Below are 15013 nucleotides of genomic sequence, written 5' to 3' on the forward strand. Positions count from 1 at the left end.
CGCGCGACGCGCCGGGCGTGGTGCGGGACAACGGCGCATCAGCTCACCATCAACAGGCGTTCAGGAACCCGGCTCCAGCGACCGCTTCATCACCTTCCCCATGTCGTTGCGGGGCAGCGCGGACAGCAGCCGCAGCACCCGGGGCCGCTTGTGCGGCGCCAGCCGCCCGGCCACGTGCGAGGCCAACTCCTGGAGCGTGGGGGGCGCTTCGGGGTCCGCCGGTACGACCCAGGCGACCACGCGCTCGCCCAGATCCGGGTCCGGTTCCCCCGTCACCGCCGCCTCCCGCACGGAGTCCAGCTCGATGAGCGCGTTCTCGATCTCGCCCGCCCCGATCTTGTAACCGCCGCTCTTGACCAGGTCGGTGGCCTTGCGCCCGACGATGCGGACGTAACCGTCGGGCTCCCGCACCGCCACGTCGCCCGTGCGGAACCAGCCGTCGGCCGTGAACGCGGCGGCCGTCGCGTCGGGCCGGTTCAGGTACCCGGTGAACAGGTTCGGCCCGCGCACCTGGATCTCGCCCACGCTCTCCCCGTCGCGCGCGGTGACCTCCGTGCCGTCGTCCTCCACCAGGCGCAGTTCCACCCCGGGCAGCGGGACGCCCACGGTGCCGGGGCGGGCCTCGCCGTCCGCGCGGACGCCGGTGTTCATCAGGGTCTCGGTCATGCCGTACCGCTCGAGGACCCGGCGCCCGGTCGCCGCCGCGATCCGCTCGTGGTCGTGCACGGGCAGCGCGGCCGAGCCGGAGACCAGCAGCCGCGCCCCGGCGAGCGCCTCGGCCAGCCCGGGGTCGCCGGGCAGCGCCTCGGCCAGACGGTGGTACATCGTCGGCACCCCGAACAGCATGGTCGCCCCGGACCGCAGCTCGCGGGCCACGCCCCCGGGGTCGAAGCGGCCCAGGTGCCGGACCTCGCCGCCGCGCCGCAGCGGGCCGAGCACACCGAGGACGAGTCCGTGCACATGGAAGAGGGGGAGCGCGTGGGTCAGGACGTCGTGCTCGCTCCACTGCCAGGCGTCGGCCAGCGCGTCCAGGGTGGTGGCCAGGGCGCGGCGCGGGAGGACGGCGCCCTTGGGCGGTCCGGTGGTGCCGGAGGTGTAGACGACGAGCGCGGGGTCCTCGGCGTCGTACGTGTCCTCGGGGACGGTGCCGGTGGCGTACGCGTCCACTTCCAGGAGGGGCACGTCGAGGACGCCCGGGGGGAGTTCGGCGCCCGGGGCCGTCAGCAGCAGGCTCGGCGCGCTGTCCGCCAGGATGTGCGCCAGCTCCCGCTCGCCCGACTTCGGGTTGAGCGGCACGGCGGCCACCCCGGCGAGCAGCGCGCCGGTCACCGCCACGGCGGTCTCCAGCCCGGGCGTGGCCCACACGGCGACGCGCCCCGCACCCCGCAGCCGCGCGGCGAGGGCGCCGGAGGCGGCGGCCAGTCCGGCGTAGGTCAGCGAGCGTGTGCCGAAGCGGAGGGCGGGCCGCTCGGCCGTCGGGGACGACAGGGCCGGGAACAGGGAGGACACGCCACGTACTCCTTCACCACGAGGGACGCGCCACGGGGGCGACCCCACCTACCTACCCCGGCCGGCGCCCTCAGACCCGCCGGGTCCGCCGCAGCACCCGCACCGCCGGCCAGGACACCAGCGCCGTGAAGCCCCACATCACGATGATCGTGATCAGCCAGTCGGTGAACCCGTACTCCGCGTCGTAGCCGAAGGCCGTGAACAGCAGGGAGACCAACGCCGAGAGGCCGCCGAACAGGCCGAAGATGATCAGCACGACCGTCTGGAGGGCGGTGCGCCGGGTCGGCGCGGGCTGCCCCGCACGGCCGCCGGAGCCGGCGGCGGCGGGGCTCTGCGGCTTCGGGACCTGCTGCCTCGGCGGCAGCGAGACCACGGCGGCGCGCGGCACGGCCACGTCGATGCCCGCCATGGTGGCCGCGTCGACGTCGTAGAGCAGGGGCTCGACCTCGACGACCATGCCGTCGGTGCCGATGAGCCGCCGTCCGCCGTCGGGCCAGGCCAGCATCGCGGCGCAGTCGGCGTACCGCACCGTCGCCGCGCACTCGGGGCCGCTGCCGTGCGGGCCGGTCACGGTGACGCCGTCGGCGCCGACGACCAGGATCGCGTTGCCCCCGCCCTGCTCGTGGAACGGGCGGCCGGTCACGGTGTACGGCGAGGTGGTGGGCGCCGCCGCGTACCCGGCCCAGTCCGCCGAGAGGCCGCCGGGCACCTGCATGAGGGCGGTCGAGGCCGCCTCCAGGGCGACCGCGTGCACCTGCTCGGTGGTCACGGCCGCCAGCTCGGCGCTCAGCTCCGCGGGGGTCAGCACCGGGCGGCCCGCGAGCAGGTCCTCCGCGAGCGCGGGCAACCGCAGCGCGATCGCGTCGGGCGCGGCCAGCCCCGACACGTACCGGCCGCGCACCGCGTCCAGCGCGCTCTGTCCGATCCGGCCCGCCTGGAAGGCGGCGAGGACGTCGACGAACCCGCCGAGCACCGCGCCCTGCTTGGCGGGCAGCGCGTCGGCGAAGGCGGTCAGGATCGCGTGGCCGTCGCGCCGGGGGGCGTAGTCGGTGGCCGCCGTGTACGAGTAGCCGCCCTCCTGGCGCAGGGCGCGGGTGAGTTCGCGCTCCAGGATGCCCGCGTACAGCCGGGCGGCGGCCGTGTCGGTGACGACGGCGTCGAGCAGGACGCCGCCCTTGCCGTCGGAGAAGTAGGCCGGGGTCTCGGGCAGCGCGGAGGTGACGGCGGGCATCGGGCGCCGCTCGCCCTCGGGCAGCCCGAGCGACAGGCCGGCCGGCATCCGCTCGCCCGCGATCCACAGCACGGCGTTGCCCCGGGTGAACCAGGTCCGCGCCCAGTCGCGCACGGCGTCCGGGCCGAGGTCGCGCACGCCCCACTCGGGGTAGCTGGCCAGGCCGTACCCCTGGGCGCCGTAGCGCCAGAGCGGGAGCTGCGGCGAGGAGCGGCGGGACTCCTCGGTGCGCAGGATCTCCTTCTCGGTCTCCAGGCGCTCCATGGGCAGCTCGCGCAGGGAGGCGGCGACGGTGCTCAGATACGTCGTGACCTCGTGCTCGGCGCCCTCGATGTAGAAGTGCGTGAACGCCGACTTGGTCTCGCCGTTGAAGTGGTAGTCGCTCACGCCGAGCCGGTGCAGGGCGAGGTGCTCGACCAGGTGGGTCACCCCGGTGCGGGCCAGCGTCTCGTCGGCGACTCCGACGCGGAAGACCAGCCCGGCGCGCAGCGGCCCGGTGGTCTCGGCGAAGAGCGTGGGTATGCCGTCGACCTGAGTGTGGAGGAGGGGGGTCTGGAGGTTCATGTCCGGATCTCTTGGGGCTGGTCGGTCTTCGGGGTGCCGCGGTCTTCGGATACCGCTCAGCCCTTGGCCAGGGCGGCGTTGCGGTGCTTGACGTAGGAGTCCGCGGCGTTCACGCCGTCCAGCTCGATCCACGGGTACTCGGAGGCGAGGTTGTTCAGCGAGCGGAAGCAGGCGGCGGCGCGGGGGTGATCGCCGATCAGGGAGAACATCGCGGCGAAGTAGCCCTGCACGGTGACCCATTGGTACTCGGGCCGGAAGTGCGGGCTCAGCGTGGACCGCTCGGCGGCCTCGACCAGCTCGGCGTGCACCTCCGGGCGGCGCAGGTACTCCTGCCTCTCGCGGGCTTCCAGCGAGACCCAGTGCTCCATGTGGACCTCGGCCACCATGCCGCCGCTCAGCGAGCCCTCGGGGGCGCCCGTGAGGCACTCGCGCGCGAAGGCGTGCGCCGCCTCCCAACTGCCGCTCCACTTGGGGCACAGCTGCTGGAGCAACCGGGCCTGGCCGGTGATGTGGTGCGGGTGGACGGCGGACAGCCGGTCGTACCGGCGGCGTGCCTCGGCCTGCCCCAGCTGCAGCCCCATCGCGGTGGTGAGCCGTTCGGCCCAGGCCGCGTCGAACGTCGGGTCGAGCGCGGTCGCGCGGATCAACGCCTGCTCGGCCAGCCGCAGATGGGCGTGCAGCCCCTCGAACTGCTTGCGGCTGACGTGCTTCGCGGAGGCGGCGGTGCGTATCTCCCAGCCGATCTTCACCTCGCGGGCGCCGAGCACGGTGAGCGCGAGCACGTCGTCCGGCGTGGCGGCGAGGATCTGCCGCATCCACTCCTCGCTCCCGCGCACCTCCGCCAGGATGCTCACCACGAAGCTGCGATTGGTCCCCTGCGGCAGTCCGTCGACGTACCCGCGCACGGACGCCCAGTCCCGCGCGGCCGCGACCTGCCGCAGCCAGGCGGCTTCGGGGTAGGCCGACACGATGTCGAAGTCGGGGCGTGCCAGGCGCGACGCGAAGGAGCCGGGTGTGTGCTGCATGTGCGGATCGTAAGCGGAGGGTATGACACGGCGGTCGGGCGGGGCATGTGCGAGGGGGTACCGGCGGGGATCGCCCACGCGGGCGGGACCGTCCGGGGTCGGCGGCCCTGTCCCGGCTCCCTCCGGGGTTGCTAGCCTCACGTTGATCGAATCGCCGTACGACAGGACGCCCGACGTGCCCCGTATAGCCCTCGCGACCTACGACCCCGGGACCGGTCCCACCCGGGACACCGACCTTCCCCGGCTGGTGCGGGAGTTGCGGGAGGCGGGCGCCGACGCGGAGAGCCGTTTCTGGGACGATCCTGGCGTGGACTGGGCCGCGTACGACCTCGTCGTCATCCGCTCGACCTGGGACTACGCCTGGCGCACCGCCGAGTTCGCGACGTGGGTGGACCGGGTGGACGCGGCGACCCGGCTGCTCAACCCGGCCGAGGTGGTCCACTGGAACTGCGACAAGCGGTACGTGGGCGACCTCGCGGCGGCGGGGGTCCGCACGGTGCCGACGCGGTACGTCGCGCCGGGCTCCCCGCCCGAGCTGCCCTCGGGGCACGAGTACGTGATCAAGCCCGCCTCGGGCGCGGGAGCCCGTTACGCGGCGCGCTACACCCCGGCCGAACACGACGTCGCCGTCCGGCACTTGGCGCGGCTGCACGCCGAGGGGCTCACCGCGATGGTCCAGCCGTACATGAGCGCCGTGGACACCGGTGGCGAGCGCGCGCTCCAGTACGTCGGCGGCCGGTTGCTCCACGCCAGCCGCAAGGGGGCGGTACTGACCCCGGGCACGGCGTTCGACGCGCCGCGCACTCCGCATCCGGGCCTTGAGCCGTGGCAGCCGACGAAGGACGAACTCGCACTGGCGGAGGCGGCGTTGGCGGCGGTGCCGGGCGGGGCGGACCGTCTCCTGTACGCCCGCGTGGACGTGGTGGACGGCGAGGACGGTCTGCCCCGGCTGATGGAACTGGAGCTGGTGGAGCCGAACTTGTTCCTGTTCCTGCACCCGGAGTCGCTGCCGGAGGTGGCGCGGGAGATCATCGCGGCCGCGTCCTGAGGGCCGTCAGTCCCGCAGGGCCGTGCGCTGCAGCAGCCCCCAGGTGAACTCGGCGGCGACCTCGTGGGGCGTCCCGTCGCGGTCCGGCGCCGTGAAGACCAGCGCCTGCCGGGTCGGCGCGGTGCTCTGCACGGGCCGTACGGGTGCGAAGGCCCGGGCGACCTCGTCCAGCGTGTAGGACCAGCCGGTGAGGTCCTCCAGCGTGCGCGGCGGCGGGACGGCCGCCTCGGGGCGCCGGACCAGCCACTCGGTGAGTACGGTCCCGCCCTCCCCCACCAGCACCTCGAACCGCAGGTCCGGCCACAGCGACAGCCCCCACTGCCACGCCTCGCACTCCATCTCGCCCACCTGCCGTGCCTCGACCGCCTCGGGCGCCCCCAGCACGACCCGGTAACGCTCCGCCGCCGACCGCCACTTCTTCGACCGCGCCATCGCCTGCCACCGCCGGTTGGTCTCCCGCATCTCGGTCGAGGACGCCCCGAGTCGCAGCCGGGCGTCCTCCGCCAGTTCGGGATGGTGGTCGGCCAGGCGCCGCAGCAGCACGAGCTGAAAGTCGAGATCCATGGGACCCATGCTGCCGCTCGGTGCCCGGGTTGCCGCAGACGGTGCGGGGCGTGCGGCGGTATCCGGACAGGCAGCTCACCCGGAGGAACGAGCCGAGACGCCCGTCCCTCCCCGAGCACGAGCACGAGCACGAGCCGCCTCTCGTCCCCGTCCCGGGAGCAGAGGGACACGTACGGCGGCGCCTTCCCCGCCCGCCCTCACGGCTCGACCCCGGCCTCCTCGACGAGCCCGCTCAGCCGCGCTCCGCCACCGCCACCGCCACCCGCCCCGATCTCAGCGAGATACGCCCCCGGGCCGGGCTGCCCACGGTCTCCGCGAGGGTGAGGAGGGAGGCGTCCGAGGTCACGCGGAAGCCGTGCTCGGCGAGGAGGGAGGCCATCTGCCCGGGGTTCCAGAGGGAGCGCCAGGGTTCGCCCGAGGTGATGGCGTTGCCGAGGAGGCGGGTCAGCAGGCGTCCCGCGGCGGCTTTGGCGGACGGGGACTGGTAGTTGACGACGAGGGTGCTGCCGGGGGCCGTCCTGGCGGTGAGTGCGGACAGGGTGGCGCGGATCTGGTCGCGGGTCAGGTAGGGGACGACGCCCTCCCACAGCCAGGTGGTCGGCAGGGCGGGGTCGTGGCCGGCGGCGTCCAGCGCGGCGCCGAGGTCGTCGGTGGCGAAGTCGACGGGGGTGAAGCGTACGGAGCGGGCGGCGGCCTCCGGTGCGGCTTCGGCCAGGCGGTCGCGTTTGTCCTGCTGGGAGGCGGGGTGGTCGACCTCCCACACGTCCGTCTCCCCGAGGGCGGACAGGCGCCAGGCGCGGGTGTCGAGTCCGGCGCCGAGGATCACGAGCTGGCCGGAGACACCGGCGCGCAGGGCGTCGTCGATCGCGACGGTGCGCGGGACGACCACCTCGGCACAGGCCCGCACGCTCTCGTACGCCGTGCGCGCCTGCCACCCCTCCGGCGGCGTGCCCGCGCGCACCTGGTCCACGGCCGTACGCTCCGCCGGACGCAGCAGCCGTACCGCCACCGGATCGCCGAACCGGTCCGTGACGAACCGGCCGTCCGCCGCCGCGCGGCCCTGACAGACCAGCACCGCGGTCCGGCTGGCGGTGCGCTCACTCTCGCTCATGGGCCTGTATTCAACAGCACCGCCGGGAAGAGGAAGGAGGCCCCCTGCGTGAGCGAGGGGCCTCCTGGGCGGGGCGGGTCAGGCGGGGTCGCGGAGGAGGAGCAGGGCCAACCGGGTGCCCGAGTTGCCGAGTTCCTCGCTGTAGCGGCGAACGACCGCGTTCTCCAGGGCGAGTTGGACGCGGGGGGCGCGGCCGGCCCGGCGGAGGGCCGCGAGTTCGGACGCCGCGCTGCGGCGCTGGTGGAGCAGCTCGATGATGGCGGAGTCGATCGACGCGATGCGGGCGTGCGGTTCGGCACCCTCCGGCTGCGTCTGCCGGCTCGGGGACATGGGGGTCTCCTGAAGAGAGGTGGGGGTCAACGGGCGCTCCCGGTGCCACCGGCGGTACCCGCCGCGGGCTCGGGCGCGGGGGTCTGCTCGGGTGTGACGGCCGGGGCCGGAGCCGGGGCGGCGCGCCGACGGGAGATGCCGACGCCCAGCAGGCACAGCAGGCCGCCGGCGATGGCGAGCAGGGAGGGCAGTTCGCCGAGGACGGGCCACGCGAGGACGACGGTGAGCGCGGGTACCACGTACGTGGTCGCGCCCAGTCGGCCCGCGGACATCCGGGACAGGGCGTAGGCCCAGGTCAGGAAGGCGAGGGCGGTGGGCAGCAGGCCGAGGTAGACGACGGCGCCGACGGCGGTGGCCGGGGCGTCCGCGAGGTCGTCGAAGAGCTGTCCGGCGAAGGGCAGACAGGCGACGGCGCCGACGGCGCAGCCGAAGGCGGTGACCTGGAGCGGGGAGGCGTGGCCGAGGGCGGGCTTCTGGCAGATCACGCCGACCGCGTGCCCCGCGGCGGCGGCGAGGCAGAGGAGCACGCCCCACAGGGCGGAGGAGCCGCCGCTGCCGGAGAAGCCGGCGAGCGCGGTCCCGGCGAAGGCGACGGCCAGTCCGACGAGCAGCGGGCGGGGAAAGCCCTCCTTGAGGACGGTACCGGCGAGCAGTGCCACCAGCAGCGGACCGGTTCCGACGACGAGGGCGGCCGTGCCCGCGTCGGTGTGCTGCTCGCCCCAGTTCAGCGCGACCATGTAGAGGCCGAACCAGAAGACGCCGGCCCCGGCGATGCCCGGCCAGGCCGCGCGCGGCGGCAGGCCCTCGCGGCGGACCGCCAGCAGGATCAGCAGGGCGACGGAGCCGACGAACAGGCGGCCGAGGGCGAGGGCGCCGGGGCGGATGTCCTCGCCCGCGTAACGGATGCCGACGAAGGCCGAGGCCCACAGCACCATGGTGAGCAGAGCGGCGGCGGTCGTCTTCGCGTCGACGGTCGTCTTCGCGCCGGTGGTCGAATCAGCGGACAAGGGGTTCCTCCTGGAGGGGGCCGCTCGCCCGCAGCGCGCGGCGCAGCAGCTTCCCGGTGGCGTTGCGGGGCAGGGCGGTGACGAAGACGACGTCCTCGGGGACCTTGTACCAGGTCAACTCGCGGGCGGCGGTGGCGAGAAGGGATGCCCTCAGTTCCTCCGGTTCGGCGCCGTCCTCGGCGATGACATGGGCCCGGAGGCTGGTGACGCCCGAGGCGCGGCGGACCGAGCAGACGACGATCTCCCGTACCCGGGGGTCCCGGCCGAGCAGGTCCTCCACCTCGGTGGGGTGGACGTTGGCACCGGCGACGATCTCGATGTCGTCCAGGCGCCCCAGGAGCGTCACGTATCCGTCGTCGACGAGGGCGGCGTCCCCGGTGGTGTACCACTCCTCGGGGCCGAGGCGGATCGGCGCGGCACTCCCCCGGCGGACCCCGTCGCCGATGGTGGGGCCGGCGATCTGGAGCCGCCCCTCCGTTCCCGCGGGCAGGGGGCGGCCGGTGTCGTCGACGACACGGACCCGGTAGGGGGCCAGCACACGGCCGACGGTGCGCGGGCGGGGAGCCTCGGGGCCGTTGGCGAGCACCGCGTGCCCTGTCTCGGTGGTCCCGCAGATGTTGAGGAGCCGGTCGCCGAGGAGGGCGCGCAGGGCGTCCTCGACGGGGTGCGGCAGGAATTCCCCGGCCACGGCGGCGACCCGCAGGGCGCTGACCCGGTCCCGGTCGGGATGGGCGAGGAGCCGGGCGTAGAAGCTGGGCTGGCCGTAGAAGACGGTGACGCGGTGGGCGGCGAGGGTGGCGAGCGCGGTGTGCTCGTCGGCCCGTTCGGCGGTGAGGACGGTGCGGGCGCCGCGCTGGAGGGGGAGGAGGACGGAGTTCCCGAGGCCGTAGGCGAAGTACATCCGCGACACCGAGTAGCAGACGTCGTCACGGGTGATGCGCAGGGCGGAGCCGATGGCCCGGTCGAAGACGGCGGCGTCGCCGTGGGCGTGGAAGCAGAGTTTGGGCGCGCCCGTGGTGCCGGAGGTGAAGGCCGCGAAGGCGATGGCGCCGGGCTCGACCGGATGGGGGTCCTGGCGCGGTCCGCCGGTGCGGGTCCGCAGGTCGAGGGGGTCGACCGTCTTTCCGGCGAACGCCGGGCGGGCCTCGTCTCGGCAGACGACCAGGACGGGTTCGGCGATCTCCTCGCTCCGGCGGAGTTCGGACTCGTGGAAGAGGGTGTTGACGGGGACGGCGACGGCGCCGAGCCGGAGGATGCCGAGGAAGACGGTGACGAAGTCGATGCCGTCGGGCAGGGCGAGCAGGACGCGGTCGCCGGGGCGGACACCCAGCCCGGCGAGGCCGGTCGCGGTGTCGGCGGCGGCGTCGAACAGCCCCCGGTAGGTGACCTGCTCGGCGCCTTCGACGTAGGCGGTGTCGTCGAGCCAGCCTCCGGCGCGGGCGAGCCCCTCCAAGCGGGAGACGAGGCTGCCGTCGGCGGTGGGCCCTGAGTCGGTGAGGGGGACCGTGGTCGTGACGGGTGCGCTCATCGGCAGACTCCCTCGATCTCGACGAGCAGGTCGGGGCGGCAGACGTCGACGTTGAACCAGGCGATCCGGGTGTGGGCCGGGAGGGCGGCGCGCACCCGGTCCCGGACCAGGGGCAGGTGCTCGGCGTCACGGACGTACACCCTGACCTGGTCGAGGTCCTTCAGCTCGAAGTCCCGCTCCACGCCGTAGCGGGCGAGGTTCTCCCGGCCGACCAGTACCTCGATGTTGCGGAGGGTCTCGTTGACCTGGCCGGTGATGTCGTCCACGTGGACGGTCTCGGCGCCGACGATGCTGGCGGTGCCGGAGACGAACAGCGTGCCGGGCTCGTCGTCGAGTCCGCGCAGCCAGGTCGCGCGGGCGAAGCTGGGCGACTTGGGGCCGTAGCGGACCGGGTACTCGTAGGCGGGTGTCTGCCGGGGGTTCTCGATGTGGGTGGTGCGGCCGGGGCGGACGGCGATGAAGCAGAGGTCGACGCCCTGGCTGAGGGTTCCTATGCCGGTGGCGGCGGGCAGCCGCCCGACGCGGTCGTCCCACGCCGCGAACGCCTCGGCCCGTCCGACGCAGAAATCCTGGTATATCTCGACGCCTTCGGCGTTGGGGTCGGTAATTCCGCCGACGAGATTCCACATGCGGGCCATCTCCGTGTATCCGCGTTCGAACGCGAATTCCAGGGCGGTTTCGTACATGCGGCGCACGGCGTCGCGATAGACCGGCCGGGCGTCGAGCCGGACGGCGTAGAAGAGGTGTTCGCCGTCCTCGGCGAAGACGGCCTCACCGGCCAGTCCGGCGGTCACCGGCAGGGTGCTGACCCATATTTCCTCGGCCGGTTCGGTGTGTTCGCCCACCATGTGCGTGGTCAGGCGCGGGGCGCCGTCGTCCAGCGACGTCCCGCCGACGCCGCCGGCGAAGTTGACCCGGGCGAGGACGCCTCCCGCCGGGGCGTCGATCGTTCTGTCGAAAGGGCATCTGTGCAGTTGAACGCTGATGTTTCCGCGGCGCTTCCGTCCGGTCGTCACGTTTCACTCCCCCGAAGACGCTCAAGATTCATAGAACGGAAATGTGGTCCAAGTGGGCGCCCCCGTATAGTTTCCGATCTCGGTATGGCGTAAAGCCGAGGGAAGGAAAACCGTGTCGAGACCGGACATAACGGAACTACCTGAGGTGCCGCAATCCGGCACCATCGCCAACCAGATCTACGAACTCGCCCTGCGCAACGAGTACGTGGACGCCCCGCACTGTGCCGCGGCTCTCAAAATCACCGAGGAGCAGGCCCGTGCGGCGATCGAGGACCTGGTGGGGCTGCGTCTGCTGCACCTGGTGCACGGCTGCACCTACGCGTACGTCGCGGTGAACCCGATGACCGCCTCACTCCAGTTGCTCGCCGTGCACGACGAGGAACTGCGCTCCCGGCAGCACCAGTTGGAGCAGCTGCGGCAGCGGATGCACAGTCTGATGCCGCTGTACCGCGCCCAGTTGGCCCGGGAGCCCGATCCCGGACCGGTGCAGCGGATCGAGGACGCCGAGGTCGCGCACGGGGTGGTGGCCGGACTGCTCGCCGACGCCGGCGGGGAGGTGCTGTTCGCCCGCTCCCACGAGGACGCGCTCGGCGACGCCGCCCTGCTCGGCCTGGACGCCCGGCAGCGGGCCGACGCCGACCTGCGGGTCCACCTGCTGCTGCCGCAGTCGGCCCGGTTCGATCCCGCGCTGCGGGAGTACGTCGGGCGGCTCGTCGCCCGCGGCGGCGAGGCGCGGACGACGACCGCGGGCGTCGCGTGGCTGATGCTCGTCGACGGGAGCACCGGTGTCGTCCCGCTGGAGCACGGGACAGGGGTCGCGGTCCTCGGCGACCCGGCGGTCGTGGCCGGCTTCCGCAGGGGCTTCGAGGGACTGTGGTCCCCGGCCGAGTCCTTCGACGGACACTACGACCCGGAGGCCGGGAGAGCGGCCTCCGCCGCGATCGACGCCGCGATCGTACGGATGCTCGTCAACGGGGTCGAGGACAAGGTCATCGCACGGACCCTCGGGATCTCGGCCCGCACCTGTCAGCGCCGGATCTCCGACCTGATGGAGTCGCTCGACGCCCGAACCCGGTTCCAGGCGGGCTACCTGCTGCGGACTCAGGACCCCGGCGACGAGTCCGCCGCCGCGTAGGCGCCCGGCGGCCGCCCGTACGGCCCGCCGTCGGCCTCCGCGCGCCGCGTGCGCGCGGAGGCCGACGGTCAGCGGTCCCCGAAGACGCAAAAGGCCCCTCGCGAGGGAGGGGCCACGCCGTGCCGCAGGCGAGAACGTTCCTGCAGCATGGCCTTGTTGGTGGGGCGGGTGGGACTCGAACCCACGGCCGACGGATTATGAGTCCGCTGCTCTAACCGGCTGAGCTACCGCCCCTCGCGGCGTGTCGCGCACATGTGTGCGCGCCGTCTGCCGCAGCATAGCCGCTCATACGATCTCCTGCTTCGGATGGTCGGCTTCCGCGCTGCTTCCTGACCTTGAGGACTTCGCCCAGGCCAGAGCGGTTCCCACGGACATGAAAAAGGACCCCGAAGGGGTCCTCGTTCAGCGCGCTCCCCCGACTGGACTCGAACCAGTAACCTGCCGGTTAACAGCCGGCTGCTCTGCCAATTGAGCTACAGGGGATCGAAGCTCCCCCGACTGGACTCGAACCAGTAACCTGCCGGTTAACAGCCGGCTGCTCTGCCAATTGAGCTACAGGGGATCGCTTCGTCTGCATCGAACGCATCCACCTGGGTATTCGCCAGGGGGCGGGCGCTCGCTGCGACACATACATTAGCGCAAGCAGGGGGGTGCTCCGCCAATCGGTACCCCCGGGGCCCCACACAGCACGATGAATCTGGGCAGGGACAACGGAAGGGAAGGGTGGCCGCCATGCGCTATCGGCTCACGTTCGTCGCCGGACTGGCCGTCGGCTACGTGCTCGGCACGCGGTCCGGGCACGAGCGGTACGAGCAGATGAAGAAGGCCGCTCGCGGGATCGCGCAGAACCCGGCCGTGCGCAACACCGCCGAGACCGCGGCCCACCAGGGCCGCGTCTACGCCGGCAAGGCGCTGCACACCGTCGGCGAGAAGGTCGGCGAACACGTCCCGGAACCGGTCGCCCAACGCGTCCGCTCCCTCCGCGAACGCAACGGCCACACCCGGACGGAAGACGACTGGGGCACGAGCAACACGTAGCCCCCGGCAAAGGGTCCGAGCGGTCACCTCGGTGCCGGCGCCGGTCCCCTCGACCGATCGGAGCCCGGGCCACCCAGCGGATGGGAGCCCGGGCCTCCTCATGCCGCCACCGTCCGACGGCGGGAGAGCCTTCGGCCCCCGGGCACCCCATCCCTCCGCCCGGCGCCGACCCCGGCTCAACCGTTCCAGGTACCTCCCGCCGCATGTCGCGCCGCACGTCAACGCCCCCCGTCCCCGCCCCGGCCGGCACCTCGCCCCACCCCCGTCCGCCCCGTACTCCCCCTCCCTGGCCCAAGCAAGCGCGGCGCTACGGCAGAATTCGGGGCATGGGGATAGTCGCCGGGCTGGACAGCTCACCCGCTTTCACTCGCATCGTCGTCTGTGACGCGGACACGGGTGCCGTGCTGCGTCAGGGATACGCGCCGCATCCGATCGAGGTGCCCGAGGGCGGGCGGCGGCCGAGTGATGTGGATCCGCAGGCGTGGCTGCTGTCGTTGGGCGAGGCCGCGGGGGGCGGACTCCTGGAGGGGGTGCAGGCCATCGGGGTCTCGGCGCAGCAGAACGCGGTGATCCCGCTGGACGCCCAGGGCAACACGGTGCGCCCCGCGATGACCGGCGCCGACAAGCGCGCCCAGGTCGCCGCCGCCGATCTGGTGGACGCGCTCGGGGGCCGGGAGGCGTGGGCGCAGGCCGTCGGGTGTGTGCCGCAGGCCGCCCAGCCGGTGACCAAGCTGCGCTGGATGGCCAAGAGCGAGCCGGAGAACGCCCGCCGTACCGCCCTGCTGCTCCAGGCGCACGACTGGCTGGTCTGGCAGCTCCTGGGGCGCCCGGTGCGCCGTACGACCGACCGGGGCGGCGCCTCGGGCACCGGGTACTGGTCCGCCGCGACCGGCGGCTACCGCCCCGACCTGGTCGAGCTCGCCCTCGGCCACCAGGTGGCGCTGCCCGAGGTGCTCGGTCCGGCCGAGGCGGCGGGGACGACCCCGGAGGGGCTGCTGATCTCCGCCGGGACCGGCGAGACCATGGCCGCCGCCTTCGGGCTCGGCATCGGCCTCGGGGACGCGGTCGTCTCGCTCGGCGCGTCCGGTTCCGTGATGGCCGTGCACCCGGGGGCGCTGGCCGACCAGTCCGGGATGATCACCTCCCTGGCCGACGCCACCGGCATGCACCTTCCGGTCGTCACCACCCTCAACGCCGTACGGGCCTTGCGCGGCACCGCCGAACTCCTCGGCCTGCCCGACCTGGAGAGCCTGTCCGAGCTGGCGATGAAGTCCACGCCGGGCTCGCACGGGCTGGTCCTGCTCCCCTACCTGGAGGGCGAGCGCACCCCGAACCTCCCCCACACCGCGGGCACGCTCGCCGGGCTCCGGCGCGAGTCCATGAAGCCGGAGCACCTGGCGCGGGCCTCGTTCGAGGGGATGCTGTGCGGCCTCGCGGACGCGCTGGACGTGCTGCGCGGCCGGGGCGTGGAGGTGCGGCGGATCTTCCTGCTGGGGCAGGCCGCCGAGCTGCCCGCCGTCCAGGCGGTGGCGCCCGCGCTGTTCGGCGCGCAGGTGGTCGTGCCGCAGCCCGCCGACTACGCCGCGATCGGCGCCGCCCGCCAGGCCGCGTGGGCGCTCGGCGCGGCCCAGGGCACGCTCGACCCGCGCACGCCGCCCGCCTGGCAGGGCGCGGCCGCGCAGGTGCTGGAGCCGGGCGACGACCTGGCCGTGGGCCAGGCGGTGCGCCAGCAGTACACGTCGGTGCGGGAGCAGACCCATCCGGGGGCGTTCCGGTAGGCCCGCCGACGCGGAGTCGTGGATCTCACCCGCCCGGAGGCGTTTCGGCGTTTCAGCCCACAGCTCAAACGGGCAGCCTGACGGGTTAATTCGGTTGAGGTAACACCGGTGGAGTGTCCGACGATAGGG

General features: G+C 73.6%; 13 protein-coding genes and 3 tRNA genes. 4 read left to right on the forward strand and 12 right to left on the reverse strand.

Going from position 1 to position 15013, the window contains the following annotated elements:
• Nucleotides 1-60: 60 nt before the first annotated feature.
• From ACWEEU_RS12325 to ACWEEU_RS12335, 3 genes are all read right to left on the reverse strand, one after another.
• The gene (locus ACWEEU_RS12325) at nucleotides 61-1509 is read right to left on the reverse strand and encodes an acyl-CoA synthetase (RefSeq protein WP_451731357.1); all 1449 of its coding nucleotides are present in this window, start codon (nucleotides 1507-1509) and stop codon (nucleotides 61-63) included.
• A 70-nt stretch (nucleotides 1510-1579) separates the two neighbouring features.
• A complete protein-coding gene (locus ACWEEU_RS12330; protein WP_451731360.1) occupies nucleotides 1580-3304 on the reverse strand; it encodes an insulinase family protein in 1725 nt (574 codons plus the stop codon).
• Between the two features lie 56 nt (nucleotides 3305-3360).
• On the reverse strand, nucleotides 3361-4329 hold the full coding sequence (locus ACWEEU_RS12335; protein WP_451731363.1) for a hypothetical protein: 969 nt from the start codon (nucleotides 4327-4329) through the stop codon (nucleotides 3361-3363).
• Between the two features lie 175 nt (nucleotides 4330-4504).
• Here ACWEEU_RS12335 and ACWEEU_RS12340 point away from each other — a divergent pair, with 175 nt between their 5' ends.
• Nucleotides 4505-5377: an ATP-grasp domain-containing protein gene (locus ACWEEU_RS12340; protein ID WP_385744729.1), complete on the forward strand. Its 873-nt coding sequence runs from the start codon at nucleotides 4505-4507 to the stop codon at nucleotides 5375-5377.
• A 6-nt stretch (nucleotides 5378-5383) separates the two neighbouring features.
• On the opposite strand, the gene ACWEEU_RS12345 is transcribed toward ACWEEU_RS12340, so the two are convergent.
• The 6 genes from ACWEEU_RS12345 to ACWEEU_RS12370 all read right to left on the reverse strand — a co-directional run bounded on the left by ACWEEU_RS12345 (nucleotide 5384) and on the right by ACWEEU_RS12370 (nucleotide 10933).
• Complete coding sequence (locus ACWEEU_RS12345; RefSeq protein ID WP_451731366.1) at nucleotides 5384-5941, reverse strand: hypothetical protein; 558 nt, start codon at nucleotides 5939-5941, stop codon at nucleotides 5384-5386.
• Between the two features lie 232 nt (nucleotides 5942-6173).
• Nucleotides 6174-7052, reverse strand: a complete 879-nt coding sequence (locus tag ACWEEU_RS12350; protein ID WP_451731369.1) for a class I SAM-dependent methyltransferase — start codon at nucleotides 7050-7052, stop codon at nucleotides 6174-6176.
• A 78-nt stretch (nucleotides 7053-7130) separates the two neighbouring features.
• Nucleotides 7131-7382 carry a chorismate mutase gene (locus ACWEEU_RS12355; RefSeq protein WP_451731372.1) on the reverse strand — a complete coding sequence of 84 codons (252 nt, stop codon included), beginning with the start codon at nucleotides 7380-7382 and terminating at the stop codon, nucleotides 7131-7133.
• Between the two features lie 26 nt (nucleotides 7383-7408).
• Nucleotides 7409-8389 (reverse strand): DMT family transporter, encoded by a 981-nt coding sequence (locus ACWEEU_RS12360; RefSeq protein WP_451731375.1) that lies wholly within the window; start codon nucleotides 8387-8389, stop codon nucleotides 7409-7411.
• A complete protein-coding gene (locus ACWEEU_RS12365; protein ID WP_451731378.1) occupies nucleotides 8379-9917 on the reverse strand; it encodes a class I adenylate-forming enzyme family protein in 1539 nt (512 codons plus the stop codon). Before ACWEEU_RS12365 ends, ACWEEU_RS12360 begins: the two co-directional genes overlap by 11 nt.
• The gene (locus tag ACWEEU_RS12370) at nucleotides 9914-10933 is read right to left on the reverse strand and encodes an FkbO/Hyg5 family chorismatase (RefSeq protein WP_451731381.1); all 1020 of its coding nucleotides are present in this window, start codon (nucleotides 10931-10933) and stop codon (nucleotides 9914-9916) included. Before ACWEEU_RS12370 ends, ACWEEU_RS12365 begins: the two co-directional genes overlap by 4 nt.
• Nucleotides 10934-11078: 145 nt before the next feature.
• Here ACWEEU_RS12370 and ACWEEU_RS12375 point away from each other — a divergent pair, with 145 nt between their 5' ends.
• Nucleotides 11079-12068, forward strand: coding sequence for a LuxR family transcriptional regulator (locus ACWEEU_RS12375; protein ID WP_451731384.1), 990 nt, complete (start codon nucleotides 11079-11081; stop codon nucleotides 12066-12068).
• A gap of 157 nt (nucleotides 12069-12225) precedes the next feature.
• Here ACWEEU_RS12375 and ACWEEU_RS12380 read toward each other — a convergent pair.
• From ACWEEU_RS12380 to ACWEEU_RS12390, 3 genes are all read right to left on the reverse strand, one after another.
• Nucleotides 12226-12302 (reverse strand) — tRNA-Ile (locus ACWEEU_RS12380).
• Nucleotides 12303-12478: 176 nt separating this feature from the next.
• Nucleotides 12479-12551: transfer RNA gene (locus ACWEEU_RS12385), tRNA-Asn, on the reverse strand.
• 6 nt (nucleotides 12552-12557) lie between these two features.
• Nucleotides 12558-12630: transfer RNA gene (locus ACWEEU_RS12390), tRNA-Asn, on the reverse strand.
• 170 nt (nucleotides 12631-12800) lie between these two features.
• Between ACWEEU_RS12390 and ACWEEU_RS12395 the strand changes: the two genes are divergently transcribed.
• Entirely contained in the window at nucleotides 12801-13106 is a 306-nt protein-coding gene (locus ACWEEU_RS12395) for a YtxH domain-containing protein (protein WP_161182250.1), read from the forward strand.
• 326 nt (nucleotides 13107-13432) lie between these two features.
• A complete protein-coding gene (locus tag ACWEEU_RS12400; protein WP_385743593.1) occupies nucleotides 13433-14884 on the forward strand; it encodes a xylulokinase in 1452 nt (483 codons plus the stop codon).
• Nucleotides 14885-15013 lie beyond the last annotated feature (129 nt).

The organism is Streptomyces sp. NPDC005004 (genome assembly GCF_053600675.1).